Below are 12,030 nucleotides of genomic sequence, written 5' to 3'. Positions count from 1 at the left end.
CTGGCCGTGCCGTTCAGCGGCGTCCCTGGTTTACGCCTTCACGTCGTCCTGCCGGAGTAGGCCGATCATGTTGCCGTCGGGGTCGGCGAGCATGGCGAACTGCCCGATGCCGGGGATCTCCGTCGGTTCGACGACGGTCTTCGCGCCGAGCACGCCGGCCCGATCGAGGGTCGACCGCAGGTCGTCCACCGCGACGTACACGGTCACGTAGGAAGGCATCCCGTTCCGGGTCTGCAGCAGTCCGCCGCCGATACCGTGCTCGCCGGCCGGCACGAGTGAGTACTCCGGTCCCGCAGGCTGCAACTGCCAACCGAACAACTCTCCGTAGAACGACGCCATCCGACCGAGATCGCGGCCGCCGATCTCGAAGTGGATCACCGGACTCGTCATGCTCCCCACCTCCGTTGTGTGCTCGTCCCACCGGACAACTCAATCGCTACTTGTCCAGCGAACGCCGACCGCGCCACCCGGCCCAGGGACCAAGTCCCCACGTGGCTGCCCCGAAGGTCCCTGACCCGCACGCCCCGGCTTGGGCGGACCGTCGACCAGCTGAAGGCAGCACAAGCTTTGAGCCGAACAGACCGCCGGGACAGCAGGCGCAAACGCAGTACGACGCCCCCGCCTCTACCGCTGAACACAAGTCCCGGGCCGACCGGGTCCTTCGTCTCTGGGATCACCTTCGCAGTCCGGACATCGTGGAGATGGACGCAGGAACCACTGGGGTTGTGCGAGGTGATGACGATGTTGATCCGGGACCTGATGACCGCACCCGCGGTCACCGTGACGGCGGAGACACCGGTCGGCGTGGCGCTGCGGCTCCTCGACGATCGAAAGATCACCGCCATGCCCGTCGTCGACGCGACCGGCGTCCTCGTCGGCATCGTCAGCGAGGCCGACCTCGTCCAGGACGCCGCCCCGCTGGACGACCACGCGCCAAGGGCCGCCGTCCGGACGACCACCGACACGCCACCACGCCGGATCGCCGACGTGATGAACCACCTGGTGGTCACCGTCCACGCCGACGACGACCTGGACATCGCGATCGACCTGATGGCCTCGACGATGATGAAGAGCCTGCCGGTGCTGGATCACGCCCGCGTCATCGGCATGATCAGCCGCAGCGACATCGTCCACCTGCTGGCCGGCCGTGACGAACGGATCCGCGCCGAGGTGCAGGAGATCATCCAGGCCGAGAACCCGGACTGGCAGGTCGACGTCCACGACGGCGTCGTCACAGTCATCGGCCCGGCCGACCCACGCGAACGCAACCTCGCCGGCGTCCTGGCCGGCACCGTCCGCGGCGTCGTCGCCGTCCGCAGCCGCTGACATGACGTACCTGGCGACCGCACAGGTGACGGTGCGATGACCGACCTCGTTCAGCTGCCGGCACACCCCGGCCTGACGGAGTTCGAGGCTGCCCGGAAGCTCTCTCAGCACGGTCCCAACACCACGGCCTCCCCCAAGCCTCCGTCGGCCCTCCTCCGGGTCATGGCACAACTGCGGGACCCGATGATCCTGCTGTTGCTGGGCGCAGCCGTTCTCACCGCGACGCTGCACGACCTCGCCGACCTCGCGGTGATCCTGATCGTGATCGTGCTCAACACCGCCGTCGGCGTGGTTCAGGAACTCAGGGCCGAACATGCGCTGGCCGCGCTGAACCGCCTTGCGGCACCACAGGCGACCGTACGCCGTTCCGACCGGACGATGGTGATCCCCGCGGCGGACGTCGTCCCCGGCGATCTGGTCCTGCTCGAAGCAGGCGACATCGTCCCGGCAGACGTCGAGCTCGAAGGAGCAGTACGCCTGCAGACCGACGAGTCTGCCCTCACCGGTGAATCGTTGCCTGTCGAGAAAGCCACCGGCAACGAGGTATTCGCGGGCACAGTGGTGACGCGCGGCCGGGGTTCCGGAGTTGTCTCTCGCACGGGCCCGGACAGCGCGCTCGGCCGGATCGCGGGCTTGCTCTCCAATCAGCGACCACGACCTACGCCACTGCAGCTCCGGCTCAGGTCACTCAGTCGCATCCTCAGCGTGGTCGCACTGCTGTTGTCCGGTGTTGTCGCCGTGGCCGGGTTGCTTCGGGGTCTTCCGGCCGCAGACATGATCGTGACCGCGGTGAGCCTGACTGTGGCCGCCGTACCCGAGTCCCTGCCCGCTGTCGTCACCCTCGCCCTCGCCATCGGTGCCCATCGCATGGCCCGCCGGTCGGCCGTCGTCCGCCGCCTGCCCGCCGTCGAGACCCTCGGCTCCGTCACAGTCGTGGCGGCGGACAAGACCGGCACGCTGACCGAGGGAGTCATGCTGGCCGAGCGCCTGTGGACCGAGGACGGCGAGTTCATTGCCAGCGGCAATGGTTACGCGCCGGCCGGCGAGCTGGCCGCGCTCGGAGACGCCGAACCACCGCAGCAACTGCTCCGCGACATCGTGCTGTGCAACGACGCGGATCTGAAGCCGCCCGGACCAGACCAACCTGTCTGGCTGCCGCTCGGCGATCCCACCGAGGCAGCGCTGCTCACGCTGGCCCGTCGCGGCGGGTTCGACCCAGAACCGCTGCGGGCGGCCCACCCGAGGGTCGCCGAACTACCCTTCGACAGCGTCCGCAAGCGGATGACCACCTTTCACCGGATACCCGGCGAGGACGGCACACTGGTGGTCGGCAAAGGTGCACCCGAGGTGATCCTCGATCCAGCGGTCACGTCGTACGGCGACATCGCGACAGCGCGGGCCATCGCGGCCGAACTCGCAGCTGACGGTTACCGCGTACTGGCGGTCGCCGATCGGCTGCTGCCACCCGGTACACCTCGTACCGAGGACGGCCTGCGGCTCGTCGGCCTGGTGGCGCTCACCGATCCGGTCCGCCACAACGCCGCCGAGGTGACGAGCGCGTTGGGCGACGCCGGCGTCGACCTGCTCCTGATCACCGGTGACGCGCCCGGCACAGCACATGCGGTGGCCGAGCGGGTCGGCCTGCACACAGCCGGCGTCGTCACCGGCGCCGACATCGACGAAGGCGCCGACCCGGCCGTCGGACGGGTGTTCGCCCGGATCCGGCCCGAGCAGAAGCTCGACATCGTGCGCGCCTGGCAGCGCGCCGGACAGGTGGTCGCCATGACGGGCGACGGCGTCAACGACGCACCGGCCCTGCGGTGCGCCGACATCGGGGTCGCGATGGGCAAGGACGGCACCGAGGTGGCCCGGCAGGCGGCCGACCTGGTACTGACCGACGACGACCTCGGCACGGTGGTGGTGGCCATCGAGGAGGGGCGCCGGATCTACGCCAACGTACGGACCTTCCTGCGCTACGCACTCAGCGGCGGTCTGGCCGAAGTCCTGGTGATGCTGATCGGCCCGATGCTGGGACTTGCCGCGCCGCTGGTCCCCGCGCAAATCCTTTGGATCAACATGCTCACCCATGGGCTGCCAGGCGTCGCCATCGGCGCCGAACCCGCCGATCCGCGGGCGATGCGGCGCGGTCCACGATCCCCGCGCGAGCAGGTCCTCGGTGCTGGCCTTTGGCAACGAGTCGCCTGGACCGGGGCACTGATCGCCGCTGTCACCCTCGCCGCCGCCCTGTGCATCCGCGCGACCGGTGGGCCCTGGCAAACGACGGCGTACGTCGTCCTCGGCCTGGCCCAACTGGGCGTCGCTCTTGCACTCCGCCGACCGCGGCCGACTGGTGAGCGTCGGCTCCGCTTCCTCGACGTCGCCGTCGTGGGCGCCCTGCTGGCACAGATCGGGCCGCTGTTCGCACCGCCTCTGCGCGAGCTGCTCAGCCTGCACACGCTGTCGGCTTCCGAGCTCGCCATCGCCGCCGCGTTCGCGATCCTCCCCGGCCTGATCGTCGCCCTGCGGCGTCGACTCGGAGGCTGGCACGAGCCGTGAGCCGGTAGCAGATCAGCTGCTCGTGCGCTGATCGAGCGAGGGTCCCGCCTGGTTCAGGACTGTCGGCCCTGCTGACCGCGCGCCGCTTGGCGTGTGCTGGAGATGACCAGCAAAGGAGCCCGACAATGCGCACAGCTCTGATCGAGACGCGAGAACTCACTCAACAGCCCACGGTGGTGCGCCGCGAGACGATGACCGTCCCCGAGATGGCGACCTGGTTCCCCAAGGCGTACGGCGAGGTCGCGGAATCCCTGCGGCTGCGTGGCGTCGTTCCGATCGGTCCCCCCTTCGCGCGGTACCACGTGAGGCCCGGTGGCTCGTTCGACGTCGAGGCCGGCTTTCCGGTGGCTGAGCCGATGAGCCCCGATGGGACGACGCAGCCGTCCACCCTGCCCGGCGGTCCAGCGGCCGTGACCGTTCACGTCGGCCCGTACGACCAGCTCGGCTCCACCTACGCGGCGGTCACCGACTGGCTCAGGTCGCGCGGCGCCACGCCCACCAGTGACCCCTGGGAGATCTACCACGATCCGCCCGACGGTGACCCCGGCACTTGGCACACCGAGATCGTCCAGCCGTACTGCGCGGCGCAGGACCTCTCGTAGTCAGCCGCACACAAGGAGGACGCCCGTGAACACCCCAGCCCTGACCGACGACGAGGTGGGCATCCTGCTCACCGCCGCGGTCCACGCTCCGTCGATGGACAACACCCAGCCCTGGCGGTTCGAGGTCGCCGGACCGGTGATCGACGTCCGGCTCGACGAAGACCTGGTCCTGCCCGCCGCCGACCCGGCCGGCCGCGCGATCCGGATCGGTCTGGGCGCGGCGGCGTTCAACCTCCGGGTGGCCGCCGCCATGCTCGGGCACGTGTCGACGTTCGCGGCTGCCCCCGACCCGGCCGAGCCGAACGTGGTCGCCCGGATCTACCTGTCCGATCGCAGCGGCCTGGTGCCGGAGTTGTCCTCCCTGTACGGCGAGATCTCACGCCGGCACACCTATCGCGGCCCGCTGCTCGACCACGCCATACCGGGCACGGTGACGAGCGCACTGACCCGGGCCGCCGAGGCCGAAGGCGCCGAGCTGCACTGGTTGAACGATCAGGCCACCCGGAAGCTCGGACAGCTGCTGCGGCGGGCCGACGACCTCGACCTGCACGACGAGGACCGCCTGCACGAGCGCGAACGATGGATCGGCGGCGAGCGCCAGGACGATGGGATCCCCGGCCCCGCGCTCGGGCCGGCCCCCACCGGTCCGGCCATGGTCCGGGACCTGGCGGCGGGGTTCGCCGTACCCGGACGAGAGCACGCGGTGTTCGAGCGACAACCGCGGATCGCCGTACTCGGCACCGTGGACGAGGACGAGCGCGCGTGGGTGCAGGCCGGCCAGGCTCTGGAGCGAGTGTTGCTGACAGCAACTTCCTCGGTGCTGGCCGCGTCCTTCCTCAACCAGGCACTCGAGTACCCGGCGCTGCGGACACAGGTCCGGGACCTGGCCGGCGGACGGACCTGGCCGCAGATGATCCTCCGGATCGGCTATCCGGCCCACGCCGAGGAGCGCACCGGCCGCCGGCGGTGGTGGGAGACCGTCGATCGTCTCGGCGTCGAGCCATGAACGACTGGATCCACCGCTTCGGTGGCTACGATCCTGCCGACGAGCGGCGGCGCGAGGCGCTGTGCACCGTCGGCAATGGGTACTTCGCCACCAGAGGAGCCTGGGCCGGTGCGGTAGCCGGCGAGCACCACTACCCGGGGACCTACCTGGCCGGCTACTACAACCGGCTGACCGATCAGGTCGACGACCATGTCGTCGAGAACGAGAGCCTGGTGAACCTGCCGGACTGGCTGCCACTGACAGTTGCCATCGACGACGGCGACTGGCTCTCCCCCGACACCTGCGAGGTGCTCGAGCACGACCAGGAGCTGGACCTGCTGCGCGGCGTCCTGACCCGGCGGTTCCGGCTCCGCGACCCGCACGGCCGTGAGGTCCGTGGCGTGGAACGGCGCTTCGTCAGCATGGCCGAGCCCCACCTGGCCGGCCAGACCCTGGCCGTCACCGTCGTCAACTGGGAGGGCCGGCTACGGCTCGGGACCGCGGTGAACGGAGCCGTCCGGAACACCGGCGTCGAGCGCTACCGGAAACTGTCCGGCCGGCACCTGACCGACCTGTCCGCCACGGTTGCCGATGGCAACCTCATGGTCACCGCGACCACGTCCCAGTCACGTCACCGGGTCGCCGTCGGGACGCGCACCGTCGCCGGCCACAACGGATCCCCGGTCACCGGGTGGACCTCGCGGACGGACGCGACGTCCGCCTGCGCAGAGGTTGTCATCCCGGTCCAGAGCGGAGACGTCGTCACCTCCGAGAAGGTCGCCGCAGTCTTCGGCTCCAGGGATCCCGGGATCTCCGAGCCGCTGCTGGCCACCCGCACCGCGCTCGCGAACGCACCCGGCTTCGACCAGTTGCGCGAAGCCCAGGTGCTGGCCTGGTCACACCTCTGGCGGCAGTTCTCACTCGAGCTCGAGGAGCCGTTCGACGGCACCCTGGCCGCCGTCCGGCTGAACATCTTCCACCTGCTCCAATCGGTCTCGCCGCACAGCGCCGACACCGATGCCGGCGTCCCCGCTCGCGGCCTGCACGGGGAGGCGTACCGAGGCCACATCTTCTGGGACGAGCTGTTCATCTTCCCCGTCCTCACCCTGCGCAGCCCGGCGCTGACCCGGGCGCTGTTGCTCTACCGGTACCGGCGGCTGCCCGCCGCCCGACAGGCGGCTCGACAGGCAGGCTATCCGGGAGCGATGTATCCGTGGCAGTCCGGCAGCGACGGCCGCGAGGAGAGCCAGCGACTGCACCTCAACCCGCTGTCCGGTCGATGGAGCGAGGACGCCACCTTCCGGCAACGGCACGTCGGCCTGGCGGTCGCGTACACCATGTGGCAGTACGTCGAGCTGACCGGCGATCTCGCCTTCCTCGGCGACTACGGTGCCGAGGTCATCGTCGAGGTGGCACGGTTCTTCGCCGGTCTCGCCGAGTACGACCAGGGCCGCGACCGTTACCTCATCCGCGGTGTGGTCGGACCCGACGAGTTCCACACCGGTTATCCCGATCAGCCGGGTGCCGGGATCGACAACAACGCCTATACGAACGTGCTGGCGGCCTGGCTGTTCGGCGTGGCCGCCAAGGCGCTGGACCGGCTGCCGGACTGGCGACGTACGGAACTGACCGAGTCGCTCGGCATCCGATCCGAGGAGCTCAGCCACTGGGACGAGCTCACCCGCCGGCTGTACGTCCCGTTCCACGACGGGGTGATCAGCCAGTTCGAGGGATACGAGCGACTCATCGAGCTCGACTGGCAGCAGTACCGGACCACGTACGGCGACATCCGCCGGCTGGACCGGATCCTCGAAGCCGAGGGACGCGACGTGACGACGTACCAGGTCTCCAAGCAGGCCGACGTCCTGATGCTCCTGTACCTCCTGCCCGGCCGGGAACTGCACGATCTGATGGACCGGCTCGGTTACCCGCTGACAGGTGAGACCCTGCGCGCGACGGTCGAGTACTACCTGGCCCGCACCTGTCATGGATCGTCGCTCAGCGCGGTCGTGCACGCGTGGGGGCTGGCGATGCTCGATCCCGATCGGGCCTTGGGCTTCCTCGAACAGGCGCTGCACAGCGACGCCGGCGATCCGAGCCAGACCGGCACGACCGCGGAGGGCATCCACCTCGCCGCGATGGCCGGCGGCGCCGACCTGATCCAGCGCTGCTTCACCGGTCTGGGCACGACGAACGGCGTACTCCGCTTCGCGCCGCACTGGCCGGGCAAACTCGGCACGCTCCGGATGGTGCTGCGCTACCGCGGACACCGGCTCGTCGCCGAAGTGTCCACCACCGGAGTGACGCTCACCGTCGATCCCGGCCCGGGCGCCCCGATCGCCGTCCGATGCTTCGGCCGGACACGGCACCTGAAGGCCGGTGAGTCCCGCACCTGGACCCGCTACGGAGTCCGGCCATCGACCTGATCAGTTCCGCGGTCGACGGCCGTAGACGAAGTAGGCGATCGGCACCGCACCGACCGAGTTGATCAGCGTGATGGCCACCGCCCAGCGCGCCTTCGGCCCCCTGACTTCCGCAGCCGGCCGACGCGCGAGATCGACCAGGGCGGCGAGCTTCAGCGCGCCGTCGACAGCGCCGCCGGCGATGATCAGCCGGCGACTGCGAGGACTGAGTTCGTGCCACGTCATCCTGCCCACCCGTCCACCATGCGCCCGGCCGGCCTTCCCGGCAAGGGAGGTCGGCCGGGCCGCGGGGCCGCGCTCAGCGAGTGTCGCTCTCCACCGAGGTGGGTGCCACGGCCACGCGTCCTGCTTCGAGACGGGCGATCGGGAGGCGGTACGGGGAACAGGAAACGTAGTCCAGCCCGGCGTCGGCGAAGAAGGCGATCGACGCCGGGTCGCCGCCGTGCTCACCGCAGACACCGATGACCAGATCCGGGTTGCCGCCGCGTCCCTCGGCGACAGCGATCCGGACGAGGCGGCCGACGCCCTCCACATCGAGCGACTCGAACGGAGAGACCGCGAAGATCCCGGCGTCGAAGTAGCGCGGGAAGATCGACGCCTCCACGTCGTCGCGGCTGAAGGCCCACGTCAACTGGGTGAGATCGTTGGTGCCGAACGAGAAGAAGTCGGCGGACCGGGCGATCCGCTCGGCACCCAGCGCCGCCCTCGGTACCTCGATCATCGCACCGATCCGGGTCGGAACCGTGCGGCCGGTGCGAGTCGCCACCTCGGCGAGGACACGCTCGATCTCCTGGCGCATCAGGCGCAGCTCTGTCTCTCCGGCCACCAACGGCACCATGATCTCCGGCAGTACTGTCGTGCCTTCCCCCGTCACGATGACCGCGGCCTCGGCGATCGCCCTGGCCTGCATGGCGACCAATCCCGGGATGACGATTCCCAGCCGAACGCCGCGCAGTCCCAGCATCGGGTTGCTCTCGTGCATCCGCTGGACCGCCGGCAGCAGGCGCTCGGCCTCGACATCGGGAGTGCCGGTGGCCCGGCCGACCGCTGCCCGCACCGACAGGTCGGTGAGGTCGGGCAGGAACTCGTGCAGCGGCGGATCGATCAGTCGCACCGTCACCGGTCGGCCGGCCATCGCACGGAAGATCCCGGCGAAGTCATCCCGCTGCAGTTGCAGCAGTTCCTCGAGCACCGCCTGCTGCGCCGCGGCATCTTCGGCGAGCACCAGCCGCTCGACGAATTTGCGTCGCTCGCCGAGAAACATGTGCTCTGTGCGGCACAGCCCGATACCCCCGGCGCCGAACCGCCTGGCGCGCTCGGCGTCGTCCGGAGTGTCGGCGTTCGCGTGTACGCCGAGCTTGCGACGGGCGTCCGCGTGCCGCAGCAGCCGGTGGACGGCGCGAACCAGGTCATCCGCCTCGGAGAGCTCCAGACGGCCCTCGAAGTACTCCACGACGGGCGAGGCGACGACCGGAACCTCTCCGCGGTAGACGACTCCCAAGGTTCCGTCCAATGACAACACGTCGCCTTCCTCGATGACGACACCCTCGGCGGTGACCGCGCGGCACGCCACCGGGTCCACTGACAGACTCTCCACGCCACACACGCACGTCTTGCCCATGCCGCGAGCGACGACCGCGGCATGGGAGGTCTTCCCACCTCGGGTGGTGAGGATTCCCGCGGCCGCCACCATGCCAGGCAGGTCATCGGGATTCGTCTCCCGGCGAACGAGGATGACATGCCGCCCATCGGCGGCGAACCGCCGTGCGGCTTCGGAGTCGAAGGCCGCGACACCTACCGCGGCGCCAGGCGAAGCGCCGACACCGCGGGCCAACTCCGGTACGCCGTGCCGCTCACCGAACCGGGGGAACATCAGCTGCCCGAGCTGGGCGCCGGTGACGCGCAGCAGCGCCTCGTCGAGGCTGATGAGACCCTCGTCGACCAACTGAGTGGCGATCCTGAACGCCGCTCCAGCGGTACGTTTGCCGACCCGGGTCTGCAGGATCCACAGCCGGCCACGTTCGATCGTGAACTCGATGTCGCAGAGGTCCCGGTAGTGCCGTTCCAGGGCCGACATCGCGGTCAGCAGCTCGGTGTGGCTGACCGGATCGATCTCGGCCAGCTGAGCCAGCGGCACGGTGTTGCGGACACCGGCGACAACATCCTCCCCCTGAGCGTCCTGGAGGTAGTCGCCGTACACCCCCGTCGCACCGGACGCCGGGTCGCGGGTGAAGGCGACACCGGTCCCGCTGTCCGGGCCGCGGTTGCCGAAGACCATCGCCATCACGTTGACCGCCGTGCCGAGGTCGTCCGGGATGTGCTCCTGGCGCCGGTACAGGCGTGCCCGAGGTGTCGACCACGAGCGGAAGACGGCGCGGATCGCAAGGTCGAGCTGCTCCGGCGGGTCCTGCGGGAAGGGTCGGCCGGCGTGGTCGGCGATCACCCGCTTCAACGCCGCACAGGCACGTTCGATCGCCGCGGCCGGCAACTCCTCGGGGGTTCCGACCCCCCACTGGGCGTACTCCGTGGACACCGCTGCCTGTAACAGGTCGTCCGGTACGTCGAGCACGGTACGCGCGTACATCTGCAGCAACCGCCGGTAGGAGTCCCACGCGAAGTGCTCGTCACCCGAGTGCTTCGCCAGCCCGTGCACCGACTCGTCGGTCAGCCCGATGTCGAGGATCGTCTCCATCATTCCGGGCATCGAGAACTTCGCGCCGGAGCGCACAGAGATCAGCAGCGGGTCCGCCGGGTCCCCCAGCCGGCGGCCCATCGCCTGCTCGAGCCGGCCGAGGTGCGCCGTGATCTCGCCGGCCAGTCCGGCCGGCAGGTCGCCGGTCGCCAGATAGGCACGGCACGCCGTCGTACCGATCGTGAACCCCGCTGGAACCGAGAGCCCCAACCGGGTCATCTCCGCGAGATTGGCGCCCTTCCCCCCGAGCAGCTCCTTCTGGTCCATGCTCCCTTCGGCGAAGTCGAAGACATAACGGCCGGTCGTCGGCGTTGTGGTCATGTGTATGCCACCTCCCTCTCCCACGCTCCCGTCCCTCACCCCGCGGGCACAGGGCCGAAGGTCCCGACCCAGACCAGATGGTGGTCAGCCGGCAAGGCCGCGACGACGGTGGGGAGCGTGTACGCCGTACCGGACATCGAGAACGATCACGCCGACAATCGTTGCCACAGCCAACAGCCAGTACGGCGGCCAGCAGTGCTGTGGTCGACTCCGGGACCTTCGGCCCTACTCCGATCGGTCACGCCTGGCGATCGTTGGCGGATGGACAGGGCACGGCGACTGTCCACTGCTCTTGGAGGCACCGATGACCACGCAACTCCGCATCGACCACACCCGGCTGGAGGTCCTCAGCAACGCCGACTGCCTGCGTCAACTCGCCTCCTTTCCTCTCGGCCGCCTCCTCTACACCTGCGGTGGCCTCCCCGCGATCCGGCTGGTCAACTTCGTCCTCGACGACGACACCATCGTGTTCAGCACCGGACCGGCTGACACGCTCCGCGCGGCCGAACGTGGCGACGTCGTCGCCTTCGAGGCCGACGACGTGGACCTCGAGCGCCATGCCGGCTGGACCGTCACGGCGATCGGCCACCTGTCCGTCGCCACCGCTGACGAAACCGCGACGCTCCGCGCCACCCTGCCGCGGCATTCGTGGCTGCCGTTGGACTACCCCCAGGTGGTCAGGCTGGGCATCAAGTCTCTTCACGGGCGGCGCCTCGTCCCGTGGGAGCAGCGTTCGTCGGCAGGTGCCTAGTTCTGGCCGATCATTTCCAACGAACGTGGCAGTCCGTATGGTTGCTCCGTGGCGGAGGACTCGGGGGCGGGGCGGGGAGGCTGGGACGAGGGGGCGTTGGAGTTCTCCGGGTTGTCCCGGGTGCGTCTGGATGCGCTGTTGCAGGAGTTGCTCGGCCGTGTGGACGAGATCATGGAGTACCAGGAGCGGCTGCGGGCGCTGCTGGACGCGGTCGTCGGTATCGGCGCGGACCTGGACCTGAACAGCACCCTGGACCGGATCGTCACCGCGGCCTGCGAGCTGGCCGGCGCCCGCTACGGCGCGCTCGGCGTCGTCGGCCCGGACGGCCGGCGCCTGGTCCGGTTCATCACCCACGGCGTCACCCCCGACCAGAT

The 12,030-nt window shown here is 69.8% G+C and carries 9 protein-coding genes and 1 pseudogene; 7 read left to right on the top strand and 3 right to left on the bottom strand.

Going from position 1 to position 12,030, the window contains the following annotated elements; genetic code table 11:
- Window positions 1-30: 30 nt before the first annotated feature.
- Complete coding sequence (locus tag ACZ6O0_RS42830) at window positions 31-390, bottom strand: VOC family protein (RefSeq protein ID WP_465770859.1); 360 nt, start codon at window positions 388-390, stop codon at window positions 31-33.
- 351 nt (window positions 391-741) lie between these two features.
- On the opposite strand from ACZ6O0_RS42830, the gene ACZ6O0_RS42825 reads away from it, so the two are divergent.
- From ACZ6O0_RS42825 to ACZ6O0_RS42805, 5 genes are all read left to right on the top strand, one after another.
- Window positions 742-1,326 carry a CBS domain-containing protein gene (locus tag ACZ6O0_RS42825; RefSeq protein WP_465770858.1) on the top strand — a complete coding sequence of 195 codons (585 nt, stop codon included), beginning with the start codon at window positions 742-744 and terminating at the stop codon, window positions 1,324-1,326.
- 36 nt (window positions 1,327-1,362) lie between these two features.
- A complete protein-coding gene (locus ACZ6O0_RS42820; protein ID WP_465770857.1) occupies window positions 1,363-3,882 on the top strand; it encodes a cation-translocating P-type ATPase in 2,520 nt (839 codons plus the stop codon).
- 125 nt (window positions 3,883-4,007) lie between these two features.
- On the top strand, window positions 4,008-4,484 hold the full coding sequence (locus ACZ6O0_RS42815) for a GyrI-like domain-containing protein (protein ID WP_465770856.1): 477 nt from the start codon (window positions 4,008-4,010) through the stop codon (window positions 4,482-4,484).
- 25 nt (window positions 4,485-4,509) lie between these two features.
- Window positions 4,510-5,490: an Acg family FMN-binding oxidoreductase gene (locus tag ACZ6O0_RS42810; protein WP_465770855.1), complete on the top strand. Its 981-nt coding sequence runs from the start codon at window positions 4,510-4,512 to the stop codon at window positions 5,488-5,490.
- Window positions 5,487-7,895, top strand: coding sequence for a glycoside hydrolase family 65 protein (locus ACZ6O0_RS42805; protein WP_465770854.1), 2,409 nt, complete (start codon window positions 5,487-5,489; stop codon window positions 7,893-7,895). Before ACZ6O0_RS42810 ends, ACZ6O0_RS42805 begins: the two co-directional genes overlap by 4 nt.
- On the opposite strand, the gene ACZ6O0_RS42800 is transcribed toward ACZ6O0_RS42805, so the two are convergent.
- Both ACZ6O0_RS42800 and ppdK read right to left on the bottom strand, forming a co-directional pair.
- The gene (locus tag ACZ6O0_RS42800; protein WP_465770853.1) at window positions 7,896-8,117 is read right to left on the bottom strand and encodes a hypothetical protein; all 222 of its coding nucleotides are present in this window, start codon (window positions 8,115-8,117) and stop codon (window positions 7,896-7,898) included. It lies immediately after the preceding gene.
- Window positions 8,118-8,190: 73 nt separating this feature from the next.
- Window positions 8,191-10,905 carry a pyruvate, phosphate dikinase gene (gene ppdK, locus ACZ6O0_RS42795; protein WP_465770852.1) on the bottom strand — a complete coding sequence of 905 codons (2,715 nt, stop codon included), beginning with the start codon at window positions 10,903-10,905 and terminating at the stop codon, window positions 8,191-8,193.
- A gap of 304 nt (window positions 10,906-11,209) precedes the next feature.
- On the opposite strand from ppdK, the gene ACZ6O0_RS42790 reads away from it, so the two are divergent.
- Both ACZ6O0_RS42790 and ACZ6O0_RS42785 read left to right on the top strand, forming a co-directional pair.
- On the top strand, window positions 11,210-11,656 hold the full coding sequence (locus tag ACZ6O0_RS42790) for a pyridoxamine 5'-phosphate oxidase family protein (RefSeq protein WP_465770851.1): 447 nt from the start codon (window positions 11,210-11,212) through the stop codon (window positions 11,654-11,656).
- Between the two features lie 48 nt (window positions 11,657-11,704).
- Window positions 11,705-12,030 (top strand): annotated as a pseudogene (locus ACZ6O0_RS42785) (hypothetical protein); the annotation flags it as partial.

Source organism: Kribbella sp. NPDC048837, from assembly GCF_055586945.1.
The sequence above is the reverse complement of the archived record's forward strand: the minus strand, read 5'-3'. Positions and strand labels throughout refer to the sequence as shown.

Excerpts from the sequence above, each read along its gene's own strand:
- ACZ6O0_RS42830 (WP_465770859.1), bottom strand. The coding sequence starts at position 390 with ATGACGAGTCCGGTGATCCACTTCGAGATCGGCGGCCGCGATCTCGGT.
- ACZ6O0_RS42825 (WP_465770858.1), top strand. The coding sequence starts at position 742 with ATGTTGATCCGGGACCTGATGACCGCACCCGCGGTCACCGTGACGGCG.
- ACZ6O0_RS42820 (WP_465770857.1), top strand. The coding sequence starts at position 1,363 with ATGACCGACCTCGTTCAGCTGCCGGCACACCCCGGCCTGACGGAGTTC.
- ACZ6O0_RS42815 (WP_465770856.1), top strand. The coding sequence starts at position 4,008 with ATGCGCACAGCTCTGATCGAGACGCGAGAACTCACTCAACAGCCCACG.
- ACZ6O0_RS42805 (WP_465770854.1), top strand. The coding sequence starts at position 5,487 with ATGAACGACTGGATCCACCGCTTCGGTGGCTACGATCCTGCCGACGAG.
- ACZ6O0_RS42800 (WP_465770853.1), bottom strand. The coding sequence starts at position 8,117 with ATGACGTGGCACGAACTCAGTCCTCGCAGTCGCCGGCTGATCATCGCC.
- ppdK (WP_465770852.1), bottom strand. The coding sequence starts at position 10,905 with ATGACCACAACGCCGACGACCGGCCGTTATGTCTTCGACTTCGCCGAA.
- ACZ6O0_RS42790 (WP_465770851.1), top strand. The coding sequence starts at position 11,210 with ATGACCACGCAACTCCGCATCGACCACACCCGGCTGGAGGTCCTCAGC.